Source organism: Nocardiopsis eucommiae, assembly GCF_965344335.1.
GTDB lineage: Bacteria > Actinomycetota > Actinomycetes > Streptosporangiales > Streptosporangiaceae > Nocardiopsis > Nocardiopsis eucommiae.
Genome location: NZ_CBDRIY010000016.1, coordinates 37,031 through 56,478, shown reverse-complemented (window position 1 = coordinate 56,478; position 19,448 = coordinate 37,031). Strand labels below are relative to the sequence as shown.

The 19,448-nt window shown below is 72.1% G+C and carries 18 protein-coding genes; 6 read left to right on the top strand and 12 right to left on the bottom strand.

The genetic code is table 11. The features are described from left to right. Positions 1 to 134: 134 nt before the first annotated feature. A complete protein-coding gene (mraZ, locus tag ACRWK8_RS12630; RefSeq protein ID WP_378741371.1) occupies positions 135 to 566 on the bottom strand; it encodes a division/cell wall cluster transcriptional repressor MraZ in 432 nt (143 codons plus the stop codon). Between the two features lie 309 nt (positions 567 to 875). On the opposite strand from mraZ, the gene ACRWK8_RS12625 reads away from it, so the two are divergent. Genes ACRWK8_RS12625 through ACRWK8_RS12615 form a run of 3 tightly spaced genes read left to right on the top strand, consistent with a single transcriptional unit; the run spans position 876 to position 5,530 of the window. Next, on the top strand, positions 876 to 1,868 hold the full coding sequence (locus ACRWK8_RS12625; protein ID WP_378741369.1) for an AAA family ATPase: 993 nt from the start codon (positions 876 to 878) through the stop codon (positions 1,866 to 1,868). Between the two features lie 33 nt (positions 1,869 to 1,901). Beyond that, entirely contained in the window at positions 1,902 to 3,155 is a 1,254-nt protein-coding gene (locus ACRWK8_RS12620) for a DUF58 domain-containing protein (protein WP_431870370.1), read from the top strand. Between the two features lie 17 nt (positions 3,156 to 3,172). Continuing rightward, positions 3,173 to 5,530: a transglutaminase TgpA family protein gene (locus ACRWK8_RS12615; RefSeq protein WP_431870444.1), complete on the top strand. Its 2,358-nt coding sequence runs from the start codon at positions 3,173 to 3,175 to the stop codon at positions 5,528 to 5,530. 175 nt (positions 5,531 to 5,705) lie between these two features. Here the strand turns inward: ACRWK8_RS12615 and ACRWK8_RS12610 are convergent, their stop codons facing one another. The 11 genes from ACRWK8_RS12610 to ACRWK8_RS12560 form a co-directional block, all read right to left on the bottom strand. Further along, a complete protein-coding gene (locus ACRWK8_RS12610; protein ID WP_378741365.1) occupies positions 5,706 to 6,131 on the bottom strand; it encodes an SCO2097 family morphological protein in 426 nt (141 codons plus the stop codon). 243 nt (positions 6,132 to 6,374) lie between these two features. Further along, positions 6,375 to 7,661 (bottom strand): DNA polymerase IV, encoded by a 1,287-nt coding sequence (dinB, locus tag ACRWK8_RS12605; RefSeq protein WP_378741363.1) that lies wholly within the window; start codon positions 7,659 to 7,661, stop codon positions 6,375 to 6,377. 41 nt (positions 7,662 to 7,702) lie between these two features. Then, the gene (locus ACRWK8_RS12600; RefSeq protein WP_378741360.1) at positions 7,703 to 8,485 is read right to left on the bottom strand and encodes a methyltransferase domain-containing protein; all 783 of its coding nucleotides are present in this window, start codon (positions 8,483 to 8,485) and stop codon (positions 7,703 to 7,705) included. A 42-nt stretch (positions 8,486 to 8,527) separates the two neighbouring features. Beyond that, positions 8,528 to 8,941, bottom strand: a complete 414-nt coding sequence (gene nusB / locus ACRWK8_RS12595) for a transcription antitermination factor NusB (RefSeq protein ID WP_378741357.1) — start codon at positions 8,939 to 8,941, stop codon at positions 8,528 to 8,530. Next, on the bottom strand, positions 8,941 to 9,504 hold the full coding sequence (efp, locus tag ACRWK8_RS12590; protein WP_378741354.1) for an elongation factor P: 564 nt from the start codon (positions 9,502 to 9,504) through the stop codon (positions 8,941 to 8,943). The genes nusB and efp overlap by 1 nt, the downstream gene beginning before the upstream one ends. A gap of 160 nt (positions 9,505 to 9,664) precedes the next feature. Further along, positions 9,665 to 10,747: a 3-dehydroquinate synthase gene (aroB, locus tag ACRWK8_RS12585; RefSeq protein WP_378741351.1), complete on the bottom strand. Its 1,083-nt coding sequence runs from the start codon at positions 10,745 to 10,747 to the stop codon at positions 9,665 to 9,667. Further along, positions 10,744 to 11,247, bottom strand: a complete 504-nt coding sequence (locus ACRWK8_RS12580; protein WP_378741584.1) for a shikimate kinase — start codon at positions 11,245 to 11,247, stop codon at positions 10,744 to 10,746. Before ACRWK8_RS12580 ends, aroB begins: the two co-directional genes overlap by 4 nt. A gap of 453 nt (positions 11,248 to 11,700) precedes the next feature. Next, entirely contained in the window at positions 11,701 to 12,882 is a 1,182-nt protein-coding gene (aroC, locus tag ACRWK8_RS12575) for a chorismate synthase (protein ID WP_431870366.1), read from the bottom strand. Positions 12,883 to 12,927: 45 nt separating this feature from the next. After that, entirely contained in the window at positions 12,928 to 13,869 is a 942-nt protein-coding gene (locus tag ACRWK8_RS12570; RefSeq protein WP_431870364.1) for a prepilin peptidase, read from the bottom strand. A gap of 67 nt (positions 13,870 to 13,936) precedes the next feature. Then, complete coding sequence (locus tag ACRWK8_RS12565) at positions 13,937 to 14,644, bottom strand: SseB family protein (RefSeq protein ID WP_431870362.1); 708 nt, start codon at positions 14,642 to 14,644, stop codon at positions 13,937 to 13,939. A 102-nt stretch (positions 14,645 to 14,746) separates the two neighbouring features. Beyond that, the gene (locus ACRWK8_RS12560) at positions 14,747 to 15,196 is read right to left on the bottom strand and encodes a MarR family winged helix-turn-helix transcriptional regulator (protein WP_378741343.1); all 450 of its coding nucleotides are present in this window, start codon (positions 15,194 to 15,196) and stop codon (positions 14,747 to 14,749) included. 184 nt (positions 15,197 to 15,380) lie between these two features. Between ACRWK8_RS12560 and ACRWK8_RS12555 the strand changes: the two genes are divergently transcribed. The 3 genes from ACRWK8_RS12555 to ACRWK8_RS12545 all read left to right on the top strand — a co-directional run bounded on the left by ACRWK8_RS12555 (position 15,381) and on the right by ACRWK8_RS12545 (position 19,428). Beyond that, positions 15,381 to 15,923: a YceI family protein gene (locus tag ACRWK8_RS12555; RefSeq protein WP_378741341.1), complete on the top strand. Its 543-nt coding sequence runs from the start codon at positions 15,381 to 15,383 to the stop codon at positions 15,921 to 15,923. A gap of 194 nt (positions 15,924 to 16,117) precedes the next feature. Further along, complete coding sequence (locus tag ACRWK8_RS12550; protein ID WP_378741339.1) at positions 16,118 to 16,426, top strand: DUF2470 domain-containing protein; 309 nt, start codon at positions 16,118 to 16,120, stop codon at positions 16,424 to 16,426. A gap of 242 nt (positions 16,427 to 16,668) precedes the next feature. Next, on the top strand, positions 16,669 to 19,428 hold the full coding sequence (locus ACRWK8_RS12545; protein ID WP_431870359.1) for a serine/threonine-protein kinase: 2,760 nt from the start codon (positions 16,669 to 16,671) through the stop codon (positions 19,426 to 19,428). Positions 19,429 to 19,448 lie beyond the last annotated feature (20 nt).

Below are 19,448 nucleotides of genomic sequence, written 5' to 3'. Positions count from 1 at the left end.
CGGACGAACGCTCACGACCTGGCGCCGGGGAAGTCGCGCCAGCTCGTGTGACCGTCTCCGGAGACCGCCCCCGGTCCCGGCGTTGCATGGACTGCGTGCTGGTGGTTCGGGGCGTTCCAGCGCCCGCCCCGCCGTCACAGCACCCCGGGCAGCACCTCCTCTGAGAGTTGCGAGAACGCCTGCTCCTGCACGGTCTCGTACTCCGACCACGCGGCGGCGTCCCAGATCTCCAGGCGTGTGTTGGCCCCGATGACGACGCACTCGCGGTCCAGGCCCGCGTAGACGCGCAGCTTCGACGGGATCGTGACCCTGCCCTGCTTGTCGCAGGACTCGTCCGACGCGCTGGCGAAGAGGACGCGGCTGTAGTCGCGGACCGCCTTGGCGGTGACCGGTGCGGAGCGCAGGGCGTCGGTGACGCGGCGGAACTCGTCCGTCGGAAAGACGTAGAGACAGCGCTCCTGGCCCTTCGTGATCACCAGACCCCCCGACAGTTCGTCGCGGTACTTCGCGGGAAGGAACAGCCGTCCCTTCTGGTCGAGGCGAGGTGTGTGGGTGCCGAGGAACACGCACTCACCCCCTCACCCCTATGCGGAGAATTCACCCTCTCCACGGTGCTCCACCTTACTCCACTCTTCCCCACCGTCAACAGCTTCAATCCGTATTCAGACGCTGAAGAATCGACAAATGCGCAGGTCAAACAGATGGGTTGGGAGTGGTGGCCGAATGGGGCACGGTGACGTCCGCGTGCGTCGCGCCTCTCCGCCGTCCCCCGGGAGGCCGTTCGACGACCGATTCCGGCATTTTGGTTTGCAAGGGATGTGATTGGGCCTAGCCTCGGAGCGAAACACGCAGGCACACCGAGCGAGAGGGTTCTCGTGTCACTCGGCACACAGCATGACGGTCACGGGGGCGACGTCCGAGGGGACGTCGGTGCCGTTGTCGCCGTCGCCGGACGCGTCCGCGACGCGATCGAGACGGTCATCGAGGGCAAGCCCGACGTGCTGCGCATCGCGCTGACCGTCCTGCTCGCGGAGGGCCACCTTCTCGTCGAGGACGTCCCCGGTGTGGGCAAGACGATGATGGCCAAGGCCCTGGGCCGAGCCGTGGACTGCTCGGTGCAGCGCGTCCAGTTCACCCCGGACCTGCTCCCGAGCGACATCACCGGAGTGAGCGTCTACCACCAGGACCGGAACGAGTTCGAGTTCAACCCGGGCCCGGTCTTCGCCAACATCGTCCTGGGCGACGAGATCAACCGCGCCTCCCCCAAGACACAGTCGGCACTCCTGGAGTGCATGGAGGAGCGCCAGGTCAGCGTGGACGGCCAGACCCGTGCCCTGGAGCGGCCGTTCATGGTCGTGGCCACGCAGAACCCGGCCGACATGGAGGGCACCTACGCGCTTCCCGAGGCGCAGCGGGACCGTTTCATGGCCCGGGTCTCGGTGGGCTATCCCTCCCCGCAGGCCGAGCTGGACATGATCGACAGCCACAGTGCCGGTTCGCCGCTGGACCAGCTGGCCCCGGTCACCAACGCGGCGGAGATCCGCTCCCTGGTGGACCGTGTCCACAACGTGCACATGGCTCCGGGCATGCGCCGCTACGTCGTGGACCTGGTGAACTCCACCCGGACCGCGCCCGAGCTCAAGCTGGGTGCCTCGCCCCGCGCCACCCTGCACCTGGTCCGCGCCGCGCGGGCGCACGCCGCTCTGGAGGGCCGCCACTACGTGGTTCCCGACGACGTGCAGGCCCTGGCCGTCCCGGTCCTCGCCCACCGGCTGCTGCCCGGACCCGAGGCGCAGATGGAGCGGCTCAGCGCCGAGCAGATCGTCGCCAAGCTGGTCTCCCGGCTGCCCGTGCCCGGCCCCCGCTGACCCTCCGCCCCTCGGAACCACAAGAGACGGACCATGCGCCCGCAACGTACCCTCACCGCACGCGGTGGTCTGATGTTGTTCTCCGGTGTCGTCCTGCTCGTGTGCGGGTTCGTCATCGGCCAGCGGGAGCTCGCGGGGGTGGGTTTCTTCCTGCTCCTGGCGCCCCCGATCTCGGCGCTGACGATCCTGGGCGCGACCGGTCGGGTGGCGCAGAGCCGAGCGCTGCAACCGAACCGTATCCCCGCCGGTACCGACACCCGGGTCCTGGTGCGGATCGGGAACTCCTCCACCACCTGGCCGGTGATCTGGGTGCGGGTCGAGGACACCCTGCCGGTCCGGCTGGGGTACGAACCCCGCTACACGGTGGGGTTCCTGGCCGCGCGAGCGGTCCGCGACGTCACCTACCTGGTGCGTCCGGCGGTCCGTGGCCGGTATCCGGTCGGCCCGCTGCGGGTGAGCGTGGTGGATCCGCTGGGCTGTGTCCGGGTGACCCGCCAGGTCGGCGCGCCCACCCCCCTGCTGGTGACCCCGCCGGTGGTGCCGCTCTCCACGCTCAGTGCCTCCGACGGCTCCCAGGGAGAGAACTCCCCGCGCCGTTCGGTGTCCGGCGCCGGGGAACAGGACCCCATCCCCCGCGAGTACCGCTACGGCGACGAGATGCGGCGGGTGCACTGGCGTTCCACGGCCAAGCACGGCGAGCTCATGGTGCGCCGGGACGAACAGCACTGGCGTGAGCACAGCACCCTCCTCCTGGACACCAGGTTCGCCGCGCACGCCGGTGAGGGCGTCTGGAACTCGCTGGAGACGGCGGTCAGCGTGGCCGCCTCCGTGGCGGTGAACCTGCTGGACAGCGGGCACGAACTTCGTCTGCACACCGAACGGGGCCAGCTGCACACCGCCCACACCTCCGGTGTGCTGGACGGTCTGGCCACCGTGGAGGCCTCCGAGGCGGACGGCCTGTACGGCGGGATCAGCACGCTGCAGGGCGCGCGGAGTTCCTCGTCGAGCCTGGTGGTGGCGGTCTTGGGCGCGGTGTCGCCCGAGGACGCCTCGGCCCTGTCCCGGGTGCGCGGGTCCGGGTTGCACGTGGCCGTCCTGTGCACGCGGGCGGCGTGGACCGACACCGAACACACACGGCGCACCGCCGAACTGCTCACCGCCAACGGGTGGAGGGTGGTCGAGGTCGCCGAGGCCGCCGAGCTCCCTCCGTTGTGGCGGCGGGCCGTCACCGGTGGGTCGCCCCTGGCCCCGACCGGCGCCCGTGGTTCCTGGGAGGGTTCCCGTTGAGACTGATCAACACACTGATGCCCCTGGCCGCCTTGGTCTCCATGCTGGCGGCGCTGCCGCTGCTGGGCGGGCTCATTCGTGGTGAGGGCTGGTGGGGGCCGGCCGTCGTCCTCATGGTCGCGGTGACCCTGGTGTCCGCGCTGTACCGTCTGACCGGCCGCACCTCGTTCCCGGTGCCGTTCCTCCAGCTGGTGGTGGCGGCGCTGCTGTTCACCCCGATCCTCACCCCGGGCACCGGGTTCCTCGGGGTCGTGCCGACCTCGGCCACCGTCGAGCGGGCCTGGGTGCTGTTCGAGCAGGGTGTCAACAGCATCAACACCAGCACTCCGCCGATTCCGACCACCACCGGGCTCCAGCTCATCGTCGCGCTGACGTTCCTGGTGTTCATGATGACGGCGGACTTCCTCGCCGTGACCGCGCGCTGCCCGGGGATGGTCGGCGGGCTGGTGCTGGCGCTGATCGTGGTGCCGTTGGCCGTGAACGGCGCCGGGCTCAGCTGGGCCCAGGCCGCCGTCTGCGCGGCCGGCTACGTCTCCCTGTTGGCCACGGACATGTGGGTCCGCGGGCGTGAGTGGGGGGTCCGGGTCCCGGACGGGCACACCCCCGGGAGCCGGTTCGCGGCGGGCGCCGCCCAGCTGGGCACCGTGGTCGTCGCCGCCTCCGTGGCGATCCTCCTGGCGCTGTCCCTGCCGTTGATGGTGCCGTCCCTGCGCACTGACGCCGTCCACACGATGGCGGACGGCGTGGAGTTCGGTGCCAGCGGCAGCGTGACCACCACCCACCCGCTGGTCTCGCTCCGCCGCGACCTGGCCGCCTCCTCCGACCGCACGGTGCTCACCTACCGCAGTGACGCCGAGGCCCCCGACTACCTGCGCACCTACGTCCTGGACGAGTTCGGCGGCGAGAACTGGACGATGTCGCCGGTCCACACCGGCCGTGACTCCGCTCTGGGGAACCCGCTCCCGCTGCCCCCCGGCTGGAGCCGCGATTCCGCAGCCTCGGTCACCACGGAGGTGACGATGGCCTCCGACGCACCGGGCACGGAGTTCCTGCCCCTCCCCTATCCTGCACGCTCGGTGGACGTGACCGGTGACTGGTACGTGGACCCCGACACCCTGATGGTCTTCAGCACCGACACTCCGCCGAGCGGGTTCGGCTTCACCGTGGAGTCCGCCGAGAACAACCCCGAGGCCCGCGATCTGGCCGACGCCGGGCAACCGACCGGCCTGTCCGGCGACCTCCTCGACCTCCCGAGCGACCTCGACGGACGCGTCCAGGAGCTCACCGACTCCCTGACCGCGGACGCGGACTCCGCCTACGGTCGTGCCCTCGCGCTCCAGGACTTCTTCACCGGCGGCGATTTCACCTACGACCTCAGCCCGCCCGCCGTCCCGAACGGCGCCGACCCGCTCTCCCACTTCCTTCTCGATGACCGGGTCGGCTACTGCGAGCAGTTCGCGGGGGCGATGGCGGTCATGGCCCGCCAGGCGGACATCCCGGCTCGGGTCGCGGTCGGCTACACGGCCGGACAGCAGCGCGGCGACGGCCAGTGGTCGGTGTCGGTCGGTGACGCGCACGCCTGGCCCGAGCTGTACTTCGAGGGTTCGGGATGGGTGCGTTTCGAGCCGACTCCCGCCTCCTCGCAGGGGCAGGGCACGGCGTCGGTCCCCGAGTACGCCGGGGGCGACGGGGTGCCGGAGGGCACGCCCGACTCCGCCCCCAGCCCCTCGGACTCCCCCGAGCCCAGCCAGTCCCCCGAGGACGACCCCTCCGCCAGTCCCTCCGAGGCCGCGAGTCCGACCCCGGAGGAGGACGAGGAGGAGTCCGGCGACTCCGGTGCGAGCGCTTCGGAGGACGGAGCGGGATCCGGCGCGGCCCCGTGGTGGCCGGTGGCGGCGGGTCTGCTCGGCGGGCTCCTGCTGCTGGCCGCTCCCGCCCTGGTCCGATCCGTGATCCGCTGGTCGCGGCGGGCCGCGGTGGCGTCGGGTGGGGTCGCCGCCGCGCACACGGCCTGGCGGGAACTGCGGGACACCTGTCTGGACCTGGGGGTGGAGTGGACACTCACCGAGAGTCCCCGGGCGACCGCCGCCCGCCTGGGCACCGTCCGCCCGGACGGGACGTCGCTGCCCTCCGAGGCGCACGCCGCCGTGTGGCGGCTGGCCCTGGCGGAGGAGGCCGCGCGCTACGCACCGGACCCCGGGGACGTCCATCACACCGACGGCGCGCGGATCGCCGCCGACCTGGCCACGGCCCGGTCGGGGGCGCACGGCACCGCCACACGTGGCGACCGTTGGCGGGCCCTCCTGCTACCGCGGTCGCTCGCCCCGTGGCACCGCCCCCGGACCGCGGCTGAGGCCGTCCCCGCCACCGCCTGACCCACCCGGTCCGGGCGGCGCGGGGCCGGGGCGGGGCTCCCGCCCCGCAGGGAGCAGGCACGGAAAGCAGTGGGGCCCACACACGACTGGCGTGTGTGGGCCCCACCGTTGCGAACGGGCGAGCGTTCTGGGCATCCGTCACCTGGGAGGACCGGTGTCCGTCCCGAGCGAGCTGTTACTCCTCGCCCTCCTGGCGACGGCGCCACCGCTCCTCGAAGCGGTTCATCATCCCGGGACGCTTGGCGCCCCTGCGCTTGTGTTTGGTCTCCGTCTCAGCCTCGGCCAGCATCGCCTCCGCGCCGCCCCCGGCGGCCTTGCGCCAGGCGTTGGCGCCCAGCAGGAAGGAGGCCAGCATGAAGATGAACCCGAGGACGCTGATGGTGACCGGAACCGCCAGAGACGAGTCCGGGCTACTCAGCAGCAGCCCCAGGAGGAGCAACCCCATACCGAGTACGAAGCCGATGACGGCCTTGATGATCCAGCGCTTGTAATGGACTCCGGGGTTCGTCTGCCGAACAGTGTTCGCGAACTTCGGGTCCTCGGCATACAGCGCCTGCTCGATCTGGTCGAGCATGCGCTGCTCGTGTTCAGAGAGCGGCACGGCGCCTCCCTACGGCAGTCCCCGGTTGGGGTGACGGGTACTGATGAACAGTCTCTTGGTCAGTGGTATGCCCAGAATACGGTGCACTAGCGCCTAGTGGAAAGAAAAGCTGCGTGTGTACCTGACCCACTACGGCCACGATACCCTCGCCCTGTATCGGAAACACCGGCTTCCATGCCTCTCTTCTAACCCTTACTCCGGTTGTACTCTGAGAACGCTCAGAGGCCCCCGGAAGTTGCCGCATCATACGTCGTTTTCGTCACGCTTGGCCAATACTGCCGACTGTATCGCGCCTGGACCGAAACGGGCCTTCACCCTGTCCATAACCCGTTCAACGTCCCGCCAACCAGAGTCCTCCTCTCCCAAGGCGAGTTGGTGGTGCGCCTGTTCCACCGGGGCCACACCCTCCAGACGGACCCCCACCAGCCGCAGCGGTGTGCCCTTCAGGCCCGACGCCGCGTAGAGCGCGCGCGCCACCGCGCTGATCTCCCGGGCCACGTCCGTGCTCTCGGAGAGGGTCCGCGCCCTGGTGATCGTGGAGAAGTCGGCCCGGCGCAGCTTCACGCTCACCGTGCGCCCCACCTGTCCCGAGACGCGCAGACGGTGCGCCACCTTCTCCGAGAGCCGCAGCAGCTCTCGGTCGATCAGGCCCGGGTCGTCCACGTCCTCGGCGAAGGTCTCCTCCGCGCCGACGCTCTTGTCCGGGGTGTCGGGGACGACCGCGCTGGGGTCCTCGCCCCGGGACAGCGCGGTCAGGCGGGCACCGGCCTTCTCCCCGAGTTCCATGCGCAGCAGGTCGGGGTCGGCCCGGGACAGGGCGCCCACCGTGCGCAGCCCCAGCCGGACGAGTGTGCGCTCGGTCTTGTCCCCCACCCCGGGCAGGGCACCGATCGGCAGGGGGTCCAGGAAGCCGTGCACCTCCCGCGTGGGCACCAGCAGCAGGCCGTCGGGCTTGCAGTGGGTGGAACCGAGCTTGGCCACGAACCGGGTGGCGGCCACCCCGACCGAACAGGTGAGCCGCTGCTCGCGGCGGACGCGTTCGCGGATCATCGCGGCGATGCGCACGGGACCGCCGAGTCGACGGCGGGCACCGGAGACGTCCAGGAAGGCCTCGTCCAACGACAACGGCTGCACCAGGGGCGTCACCGAGCCCAGGATGTCCATGACCGCCTCGGAGGCCTGCCGGTAGGCGGCACCGTCCGGCGGGTAGACCAGGGCCTCCGGGCACAGCCGCATCGCCTGGGCCATCGGCATCGCCGAGTGCACGCCGTGGCGGCGGGCGATGTAGTCGGCGGAGGAGACCACGCTGCGCGGGCCGGTGCCACCCACGATCACCGGACGCCCCCGGGCCTCGGGGTGGCGCAGCTGCTCCACACTCGCGAAGAACGCGTCCATGTCCAGGTGCAGGATGTTGCAGTCGTCGTCCGGACCGGAGCCGTCCAAGGGGAAGTCCGACCGCAGGGGGGTGATCCCCTCGGGGGTGACCACACCCCGCAGAGCGGCACCGCGCTCCAGTTGACGTCGGCTCATAAGGCCAGGTTATGCCCTGTCCACAGCGACCGGCCCCGGCCCTAGGGCTTCAGGGCGACGGCGTGCAGCTGCGTGGCGACGCCGATCAGCTCCGGGTGGTCGGCGGCGGCCCGCTCCAGCTCCACGAGGTGCTGTCCGGCCTGGGCGTCGCCCTCCCACGCCTGTCCGGGCAGGATGTCCGCGAACACGCGCACCCCGCGCACGCTCTCCCCGGTCAGGCCGGAGTGGCCGATCAGGTCGAGGAGCTGCTGTCGGGTGAAGCGGCGGGGCATGGGATCGGCTCCGCCCCAGCGGCCGTCGGGGTCCTCCAGCAGGTGGCGGGCCTCGGTGATGTGCCCGGCCAGGACCCGGTGCAGGGCCCCCGCCACGGCGTTGGTGACCAGCAGGCTGACCGCGCCGCCGGGGCGGGTCACCCCGGCGACGTCGGCCAGCGCGGCGGCGGGGTCGTCGACGTACTCCAGCACGTTGTGCACCAACACGAGGTCGGCGCTGGCGGCCGGGAAGAGCGAGGCCAGGTCCTGGGTCTCCCCCTGGACGCCGCGCACCATGACACCGCTCTCGGCGGCGCGGCGCTCCAGGGCCGCCAGGGAGTCGGGGCTGGGCTCGACGACGGTCACGCGGTGACCGAGCTCCGCGAGCGGGACGGCGGCGCCGCCGGTTCCCCCGCCCGCGTCGACGATCTCCAGGGGTTCACCGTCGAAGAGTCGGTCCAGCAGCCGCGAGAGGGCGTCCCACACCACGGCGGTCCGGGCCGCGTTGGCCGCCCGCGCGGGGCCGGTCCCCGTACCGAAACCGGTCGCGGGCGTGCCGCTCCTGTCAGTCACCTGCGTTCCCTCAATCAGCTAGTGCCCGGCCTCGGCGAGGTCTCAGAGCGAGAGCGTCGACTTGTTCTCCATCAGCCTAGACAGAAGTCCGCTGATGAAGTTGGGCGACTCGTCGGTGGACAGCTCCTTGGCGACGCCGACGGCCTCGGCGATCGCCACGCCGTCGGGGATGTCCTCGGCCCACAGGAGTTCGTAGGCGCCCATCCGGAGGATGTTGCGGTCGACGACCGGCATGCGCTCCAGGGTCCATCCGATGGCGTACTCGTCGAGGAGCGCGTCGATGCGCTCACGCCGCTCGTCGACGGAGCGGGCCAGCAGTTCGGTGAACTCGTTGATCGGCGGTTCGGGCTGGGCCCGGCGACGCTTGATGACGTCTTCCACGGAGGTGGAGCGCACCTCGGCCTCGTAGAGGACCTCCACCGCGCGCCGACGGGCCTTGCGCCGTGCACCACTCATCAGTTGACACGCCCGAGGTAGTCGCCCGTGCGGGTGTCGACCTTGACGCGCTCGCCGGTGGTGACGAACAGGGGCACCTGGATGGTGGCGCCGGTCTGGACCTTGGCGGGCTTGGTGCCGCCGGTGGAGCGGTCGCCCTGGACGCCCGGGTCGGTCTCGGAGATCTCGAGCTCGACGGCGGCGGGCATCTCGATGTAGAGCGGGTTGCCCTCGTTGGTGGCCACCGTGACCTTGGTGTTCTCCAGGAGGAAGCCCTTGGCGTCACCGACCACGGCGTCGCCGACCGGGATCTGGTCGTAGGTCTGGGTGTCCATGAAGATGAAGGAGTCACCGTCGTGGTACAGGTACTCCATGTCACGGCGGTCGACGCTGGCGAACTCGATCTTGGAGCCGGCGTTGAAGGTCTTGTCGACGATCTTGCCCGTGAGGACGTTCTTGAGCTTGGTGCGGACGAACGCGCCGCCCTTGCCCGGCTTGACGTGCTGGAACTCCAGGACGTTCCAGAGGACGCCGCCGTCGAGCCGCAGGGTCGTGCCGTTCTTGATGTCGTTCGTCGTGGCCACTTCGGTCGTCTCTCCCAGGGGTGTGACACGTCGGAGACCGGACTCGCTGGTCCGGTCGGTGGTCAGTGGGGCGAGGCGTGGTTCCCGTGGCCGCCGGTGGCTGTGCCGACCGGCACCCGGGCACTCCTCGCCTTCGGTCAGTCTAGTGGCTCCCGAGGACTCAGGAACCGTTCACGACCGCCTGGTAGGCCTCGTCCAGCAGCTCGGGGGCGGGCCCGCTCAGGATCGCGGTCCTGGCCAGACCGTCCAGGACCACGAACCGCAGTGTGGATCCACGGGCCTTCTTGTCCACGGCCATGGTGGCGCGCAGCTCCGGCCAGGCCTCGGCGGCGTAGCTGACGGGCAGCCCCACCGAGGTGAGCACGGAACGGTGACGGCGCACCAGGTCCTCGTCGATCCGCCCGTCGAGGCGCGCGAGTTCGGCGACGAAGACCATGCCGATGGAGACCGCGTAGCCGTGCCGGAAGGTGTAGTTCTCGGCGCGTTCGACGGCGTGCGCGAGGGTGTGGCCGTAGTTGAGGATCTCGCGGCGGCCGCTCTCCTTGAGGTCGCCCGAGACGACGTCGGCCTTGACGCGGATGGCGCGCTCGATGAGTTCGCGCGTGTGCGCGCCCTCCGGGAGTGCGGCGCCCTCGGGGTCGTCCTCGACCAGGTCGAGGATGACGGGGTCGTCGATGAACCCGGCCTTGATGATCTCGGCCAGCCCGCCGACGTAGTCGGCGCGGGGCAGGCTCGGCAGGGTGGCGAGGTCGCACAGCACCCCGGCCGGAGGGTGGAAGGCGCCCACGAGGTTCTTGCCCTCGGGGGTGTTGATGCCGGTCTTGCCGCCCACGGCGGCGTCCACCATGCCCAGCAGGGTGGTGGGCACCAGGACCGAACGCACGCCGCGCAGCCAGGTGGCCGCGACGAACCCGGCGAGGTCGGTGGCGGCCCCGCCGCCCACGCCCACCACGGCGTCGGTGCGGGTGAAGTTGAACGAGCCCAGCCGCGACCACAGACCGGTGGCGACCGCGGCGGTCTTGGCTGCCTCGCCGTCGGGTACGGGCATGGGCCGGACGGTGTACCCGGCCTCCTCCAGGACCCCCACCACGGGGCGGGCGATCTCGCCCAGGCCCTCGGGGTGGATGACGGCCACCTGAGCGGCGCCGCCGACCAGGGAGGGCAGTTCGGAGAGGACACCGCTGCCGACCACCACGTCGTAGCGTCCGGTGGGCTCCCCCACACCGATCCGGGTCACGGTCACTGGGCGGCCTTTCCGGTGGGGAGGGAGTCGACGATCGCGTCCACGATCTCCTCGGGGTGGTACTCGGTGGTGGGCACGGTCACCGAGGCGAGGCTCTCGTAGACCGGGAGCCGCTCGTTGAGGAGTTTGCGCAGCTGGGTGCGGGGGTTTCCGGACAGCAGCGGGCGGGCGACGTCCATGCCGACGCGCTTGGCCGCCTCACCGAACTCCACCTGGAGGTAGACCACGTGGTGGTCGGCGAGGTCCTCGCGGGTGTCCTCGTTCAGGACGGCGCCACCGCCGACGGCGATGACCCCCTCCCAGGAGCGCAGGCCCTCGGCGACGACCTCGCGTTCCAGGGCGCGGAAGTGCTCCTCGCCGTCCTGGACGAAGATGTCGCTGATGGGCTTCCCCGCACGCTTCTCGATCTCGGTGTCGGTGCACAACAGGTCCGTGTCCAACCGGCGGGCCAGGGCCTCACCGACGGTGGACTTGCCCGAACCGGGCGAACCGATGAGCACCGCGATCGCTCTTGCCACGCTCTGCCTACCTCTGGGGGTCATCCCCGTACTCACGGGGAACGTTCTGACCGCCTGCTCAGAGCCGCGCCTGACGGCGGCCCAGCCCCGCGTGCGCGGGGAGCAGGCTCTGCGCGTCCAACGCTACCGGTAGTCGCGGGGGCCATCCCACGTGGGCGGGGAGCAGCTGGACACGAGGCACTCCGTCGCCGAGGGACGGGGCCCTCCCCGCGAGCGCCGGGCCCACCACTGGGGCGCCCGAGAGGGGCCGACCGGTCAGGCACGCCCCTGTGGGCGGGACCCGCGAAGCGTCCGAGTGGACGAACGAACCAGCGCGGCCCTCCTCACACGTGGGAGGGGCTCACCCCAGAGCGCCTTGGTGGACCCGGCGCGGGAACGGGCGTGAAAGCCCACTGGTCCGCGCTCCGGGGGAGCGCGGACCAGTGTGAGGCGGTGCTAGTGGATCGTCAGCGAGTCCAGGTAACCGCGGAGGTTGCGGGCGGTCTCGGGGACCGAGTCGCCGCCGAACTTCTCGATGGCGGCCTCGGCGATGACCAGGGCGACCATGGCCTCGGCCACCACACCGGCGGCGGGGACGGCGGTGACGTCGCTGCGCTGGTGGTGGGCCTTGGTGGGCTCGCCGGTCTCGGTATCGATGGTGTCCAGCGCCCGGGGCACCGTGGCGATGGGCTTCATCGCGGCACGGACCCGCAGGGGGTCGCCGGTGGACATGCCGCCCTCGACCCCGCCGGCCCGGTTCGTGCGGCGGCGGACGCCGTCGGGGCCGGGCTCGATCTCGTCGTGGGCCTCGGATCCGCGTCGGGCGGCGGTGCGGAAGCCGTCACCGACCTCCACGCCCTTGATGGCCTGGATGCCCATGAGGGCCCCGGCCAGACGGGAGTCCAGGCGGCGGTCCCAGTGCACGTGGCTGCCCAGACCGGGCGGCAGGCCGTAGGCGAGGACCTCGACGACGCCGCCCAGGGTGTCCCCGGACTTCTTGGTGTCGTCGACCTCCTCGACCATGCGGGCGCTGGTCTCGGGGTCGAAGCAGCGCAGCGGGTCCTCGTCGATCGCGGCGAGGTCCTCGGGGCGCGGCTCGGCGGCGCCCTCGGGGACGGCGACCGGGCCCATGGAGACCACGTGGCTGAGGATCTCGATCCCGAGCGCCTGGCGGCAGAACTGCCGGGCGACCTCACCGACCGCGACCCGGGCCGCGGTCTCGCGGGCGCTGGCGCGCTCCAGGATCGGGCGGGACTCCTCGTGCCCGTACTTCTGCATGCCCACGAGGTCGGCGTGCCCGGGGCGGGGGCGGGTGAGCGGCGCGTTGCGCGCCACGCCGTCCAGTTCCTCGGCGGGAACCGGGTCGGGCGACATCACCTTCTCCCACTTGGGCCACTCGGTGTTTCCGACCTCGATCGCGACCGGCCCACCCTGGGTGAGGCCGTGCCGGATCCCCCCGATGACGGAGACCTGGTCCTTCTCGAACTTCATCCGGGCGCCCCGACCGTACCCGGCGCGACGTCGGAGCAGCGCGGCGGCGATGTCGTCAGAGGTGACGGACACACCGGCCGGAAGGCCCTCCAGGATCGCGACGAGTGCAGGTCCGTGGGACTCCCCCGCGGTCAGCCAACGCAACATGTCCACGATCCTCCCACGGATCGGGGGGAGGCGTGGTCACCGGGCTCAGGGTTGCGGGAGCAGGGGGTGACCGGCCAGGACGGTGGCGAGGGTGGCGGCGAGCATGAACGGGCCGAGCGGGAGCGGTTCGGCCCGGGTGATCCGGCGCAGGAGGAGCAGGGCCACTCCCAGCAGGGAGAAGGCCGCGAAGGCCCAGAAGGCGGCGACCAGGGCGCCCACCGGTCCGGCGGCCCAGCCCGCGTAGAGGCCGGTGAGGCCGGAGAGCTTGACGTCCCCGAAGCCGAGCCCGCCTGGCCTGATCCGCCACAGCAGCCAGTAGAGGACCGTGATGAGCGCCATGCCGACCAGGGCCCCGGTGCCGCGTTCGAGGTCGGGGCCGAAGGGTGGGAGGAGGACCGCCGCGGCCAGGAGGAGCGCGGCGACGGGGTAGGCGGGGGCGACGAGGGCGTCGGGCAGGCGCATGACGCGCAGGTCGACGGCGGAGAGCGGGACGCCGAGAGCGACCAGCCAGAGCACGGCGAGGAGCCCGAAGGGTGACCAGTCGGTGAGGTGGGTGGGGGTGAGGGCGCCGACCAGCGCGAAGAGCAGCGCCGTGGTGCCGACGACCGCGGGGTCGGGGCGGACCCGTTCCGAGCAGTGGGGGCAGGTGCCGCTTCTCCGGAACTCACGGGAGGCCACGACGGGCAGGCCCCGGGCGAAGCGGAGCCGGGTCAGGCAGTGCGGGCAGCGGGGCGGTGGCGGCCCGTCGTGTTCCTCCTCGGGGTCGGGGACCGTGGCGGTGGCGGCGGTCGCCGGTGTGTCGGGCGCGCCTGCCCGTTCACCGACTCCACGTGTGACAACGTCCTGGTGAGCGGCCAGCCCGGGACCGAAGAGGTGGACCACTCTGCCGCCGACGCGGCCCAGCGCGACGCCGAGGGCCAGGAGCACGGCGGCCGCGAGGACCGCCCACGGGAGCGGGGACGACGTGAGCGCCAGGGGGGTGGGCATGTTCGGAAACTACCTGCTGGCGGGGTTCGGCGACAGGGTGTGCGGCCGCCTGTGGACAACCCCGCGGTCAGGCGTCGTCGCGCCGGGCCCGCACGACCGCGCTGAGTTCGACGCCGCCGGGCAGGACGTGCTGGAGTTCGGTGCCGAGCCGTTCGGCGACCCGGCGCAGCGATTCGTCGTCGCGCTCGTCCAGTTCGAGGCGGATGCCGAGGTCCGCGCGTTCGGAGGGGTGGATACGCACGCGTTCGATCCCGAACTCGGCGTGGGTCACCCGGTGGACGATCGACAGGACCTGCGGGTCGTCCTGGGGTTCGGGTACCGACCCCTGTTCGGCGAGCACGGTGAGGAAGCGGCCCTGGATGGTGTGCGGGACCGGCCCGGACACGTCGATGACCAGCGCGTCGGCGTTCTCCTCCAGGGTGGCCTGGCAGGCGTCCCGCGTGGTGAAGGGCACCGGTCGGGCGTCCGGGCGCCAGCGCCGGACGGCGTCCACGGAGGTGAAGGCCAGGACTCCGCGACGACCGTCCTTGCCGGTCATGATGGGGATGGCCACCTCGCTGTTCTTGTCCTTGGTGAGCCCCCCCACGCCCTGCTCGGTCTCGGTGGCGACGGACACCACGGGGATGAGGACCCGGGAGCTGCTGAGGGCGGCCAGGACCTGCCGGTCGCCGGTCCGGCCCGCGGCGTGCTCGCGCAGGCTCGCCTCGACGTCCGGGTCGGCGCTGCCGTCGTCGTCACGGAAGTTCTGGGCGCCGATGATCGATGGTCTGCTCACGGGCCCCGACTCTACCCGGGGCGCGGGTCCGTTCCGGGGTCGCTTCCCGGACAGAACCCTGTGACCTCTCCCCTGTTTCCGGCCCCGCGGGTGCGCCGTGGATCAGGGGCGGGCGCCGCCGAGCGCGTCGACGATCCCCCTGAGCTGGTCGACCTGTTCCGGGGTGAGCCGGTCGAACATCAGCGAGCGCACACGGGTGGCGTGGCCCGGCGCGGCGGCGCGGAGGGCGCTGGCGCCGTCCTCGGTGAGCACCGCCCACAGCCCGCGCCGGTCGTCCTCGCAGCTCTCCCGCCGCACGTGGCCGTCGCGTTCGAGGCGGGCGATCTGGTGGGACAGGCGGCTCTTGGAGACGATGACGGTCTCGGCCAGGTCGCGCATCCGCATGCGCTGCTCCGGAGCTTCGGAGAGGTGGGCGAGGATGCCGTACTCGATGAGGGAGAGGCCGTCCCGGGAGCGCAGGTCGTGTTCGAGTTCGTCGTAGATCCAGGCGTTCATCCGCAGGAACCCGCGCCAGACGTCCTGTTCGTCGGCTTCGAGCCAGGCCTTCTCCATGGCCTGATTCTAGCCCCGGCGGGCCCGGGGAGGGGTCCCGGTGAGACGGGGCCCTTGCGTCCTCGGGGAGGAACACCTAATCTACTTCCCAGGAAGATACTTCTAAGGTACTTTGTTGCTAGACAACGAACCGCACCGCTGGACGGCCCAGGACCCGGGTCGCCCGAACTCAGGGAGAGACACCATGGCAGCTCAGGAACTCAAGCCCGGCACCTGGAAGATCGACGTCGCCCACAGCGTGGTCGGCTTCTCCGTCCGCCACATGATGGTGAGCAAGGTCCGCGGCCGCTTCGAGAGCTTCGACGCCACGCTGACGGTGCCCGAGGACCCCACCCAGTCCTCCGTCGAGGCCACCATCGAGGCCAGCTCGATCAACACCGACAACACCGACCGTGACAACCACATCCGGTCCAACGACTTCTTCGAGGCCGACAACCACCCCGAGTTCAGCTTCCGCTCCACCGGCCTGGAGGCCAGGGGCGAGGACTTCGTCCTCAAGGGTGACCTGACCATCAAGAAGAACACCCACCCGGTCGAGCTGGCCCTGGAGTTCAACGGCTCCACCGTCGACCCCTACGGCCTGGACCGCGCCGGGTTCGCCGCCTCCACCACCATCAGCCGCAAGAAGTTCGGCGTCGACATCGAGATGCCGATGGAGAGCGGCGGCGTGGTCGTCGGCGACAAGATCTCCATCGAGATCGACGCCGAGTTCACCCGCCAGGCCTGAGCCGCACCGGCTCCGACGGGGGAGGGCGGTGTCCGGGTGTGGTCGCCCGAGGGGAGCGACCACCACCCCGGGTTTTGACGACACTCCGTCAGTAACCCGGTGAGGTCTCGGATATCGTCGACGGGGGAGGGTCCACGGACCCTCCCCCGTCCTCGTATGTCCGGCAGCACCCCACAGACCGCAGGAGAAGCACCGTGCCGTCCCAGCCCTTCGCCCCCGAGGTCGTCTCCGCCGTCACCGCCCACATGAACGGCGACCACCCCGAGGACACCCTGATCATCTGCCGTGCCCTGGGCGGCCGCCCGGAGGCCACCGCCGCCCGCATGACCGGGCTCGACGGTGACGGAGGAGACTACGCGGTCACCGTGGACGGCGCCGAGGAGGACGTGCGCATCCCCTGGGCCACACCGCTGACCGAGCGCGCGCAGATCCGCGTCGAGGTGGTCCGCATGTACCAGGAGGCCTGCGCCGCCCTCGGGATCACCCCGCGCGGCCAGCACTGAGTCACCCGCCCGCGGACGCCACCGAGGGGTCCGGTGACGAAGGGTCACGGAAACGGGAACCCGAACGGCCTCGGAGGAGTCCCACCAGGTGACGGGGGAAGACCGTTCACGGGACCGGAACCGGTGGGCTCCACCACCCGGACCGGGCCCGTGAACGACCTAACCTGGAGGGGTCCGCCCCGCCACGGCTTCCCCCGGACGCCCGCAGACGACCACCTATCCGAAGGATGGCTCCGGCCTCGATGGTCACGCCCGACCCCGGTGACGAGAACGCACCCACCCAGCGGATCGACCCCACGACACCCACCACGCGAGCCGATCCGGCGGTGGGTGCCACGCGCTGGGTCACACGCGTGTTCCGACCGGGGGCCGCCCCTCCGCCCGAGCCGGGCTCGGCCCATCCGGGCCCGCCCCCCGTGTCCGACGACGCACCCACCCGGGTGGTCCCGCCGGGCGCGCCGTCCGGGGCGGACCGCACCACCGTCCTGCCCGGTGACGCGGCCCTGGGCGCCGCTCCCGTCGACGGCACCCGGGTCCAGCCTCCCGTCGCCCCCACGGCGCGTCCGGGCACCGGCCGACCCACACCGGGCGCACCCCCCGGAGGCCGTGCCCCGTGGTGGCGGGTGCTCCTCGGCCCCCTCCTGGACTGGACGGCGCGTCTGGTCTCCCGTGTGGTCGTGGGCCCCGCGGGCGACCTCGACTACGCCGTGCCCGCCGAGCTCCGCCGCCGCTACCAGGTCCTGGACCACATCGGCGCGGGCGGTGAGGCCGTCGTCTACCTGGCCGAACCCACCGACTCACCCGGGCGCCGACTGGCGCTGAAGGTGTACCGGCCCGGCCACGACATCAACCGCGAACTCCTGGACCGGCTGCGCGCACGGGGGACCGCCTCCCCCCACACGCCCGCCATCCAGGGCTACGGGACCGCCGCCAGCTCCTGGGGCGAGGACCTGGCCTGGGAGGCCCAGGAGTACTTCTCCCTGGGCACCCTGCGCGAGGTCATCAACCAGGCACCCCTGGACGACGAGGGCGCCCGGGCGGTGGTCCGCGCGGTCTCCGACTGCCTGCACCACTGGCAGAGCGAGCTCCAGCACAACCACACCGACGTCAAACCCGAGAACCTCCTGGTCCGCTCCCTGGACCCGCCGGTGGTCGCCCTCACCGACTTCGGGGGCGCCGTGCGCGCCACCATGAGCCGTGTCTACGGCGGCCAGGCCGTCACCGAGGCCTACGCCTCCCCCGAGGTGGTGGAGGGGCGCCGCGAGGCCCCGGCCGCCTGGTGGTCCCTGGGCGTCATGGTGCACGAACTCGTCACCGGCCGCCGCCCCGATCGCGGCGGCAACTGGCTGACCGCACGCAACACCGAGGTGGACATCTCGGCCATCACCGACGAGCGCTGGCGCCTGCTCGCCCGGGGCCTGCTCACCCTGGCGCCCTCCGCCCGCTGGGGACACGAGGAGGTCGCCGCGTGGCTGGCCGGTGAGCGCCCGCCTATCCGCACCGCGAGCCGTCGGCGCCCCATCAACTTCGCCGGGACCTCCCACGAGGACCCGCCGAGCCTCGCCTTCGACCTGCTGGACCGCTCCGACACCGGCGCGATGTGGCTGCGCAGCCACTGGCCCGAACTCCGGACCTGGCTGGACCGCGAGGTCAACGACTACACCTTCGACCGCGCCTATCTCACCGGCCTGGAGGCCCGCCCCGACCTCGCACACGTGGCGATCAGCGCCCTGGCCGCCCGCTACGTGCCCGGCATGCCGCCGCGCTTCCGGGGGCACGAGATCAGCGCGGACGGCCTCCTGGCCCTGGCGGCGGGTGACGCCAGCCGCCACTCGGTGGTGCGCGAGGCCGTGGAGTCGGGCGTGGTGGGCCTGGGCGCCCAGCACTGGTGCCCGCACCCCGAGTGCCGGTCGGGCGGCTCCGGCCGCTGCGCGTTGCTGGAGCGGGTCCAGCACGAGGTCCCGCTGCTGATGGCGCGGGTGAACGAGACCCTGGAGCGCGTGGTGGACGCGCGCCCCGAGACGACCCGGAGCCCCGACGCGCCCCGGCACCCCGCCGCCCACGAGATCGACTCCACCTGGGCACGCGCGGTGGAGTTGGTGCTCTCCCCCGAGACCGCCGCACAGCACCGGTCCCTGCTGCGCCGCCAGTCCTGGCACCCGCAACAGCGCAGTTCCGCGCCGAACGCGCCGTGGTGGTCCGAACAGCGCAGGGCGGCCCTGCGCGACGGCGGCGACCAGCTGGCCAGCCGGAGCGCCACGCTCACGGCCCTGCTCCTGCTCCCGGAGGCCGCGCGGGTCGGCGGCTCGATCGCCGAGCGCGAGCGCGCCGACGGCCGGGCCCGTCGTCAGGACCGTTGGGCCGCGCTCGCCGGTTCCGCGCGGGCACGCTGGGAGGGCGCCCAGGAGAAGGTGGCCACGGCCCGACAGCGCCGCGGGGTCGCCGCCACCCGGCCCGACAACCCCGCGCTTCCCGGCGATCCCGCCCGACCGCAGGAGCCCGCGACCGCCAAGGAGCGGCGTCAGCAGGAGCGGGCGACCCGGCGCGTCGATCGGACGATGGGCCAGATCCAGCGCGCGATGAGGGCGGGCCGGTGCCGCAGGTTCGCGTACCCGGCGGCGTTGCTGGGTCTGCTGGACGGGCTGGGTCGGGCGCTGCGGCCCGGGGAGGGCTTCTTCCCCGAGAGCGCGTTCGTGACCGACGCCTACACGGGCCTGCTGGAGTTCGGTGACAACCCCCTGAGCGACGGGGCCGCCGCGCTCACCGGGCTGCTGCCCGGCGGGATCGGCGCGGCCTGGTGGTTCCCGGTCCTGTTGTCGGTGGCGCTGATCACGCTGGGCCGCACCGCCGCGAAGTCCACGGTCAAGGCCCGCCGCCGCCTGGGCGCCTTCCGCCTGGCCGTCGCGGGATCCCTGCTCATGCTCGTGGTGCTGTTCTCCACGGGGCTGCTGGCTCTGGGATCGGGTGTGCTCATCCCCCTCGACGGGCTCCTGGGCGGCTGAGCCCCGCGGGCCGGCACCCC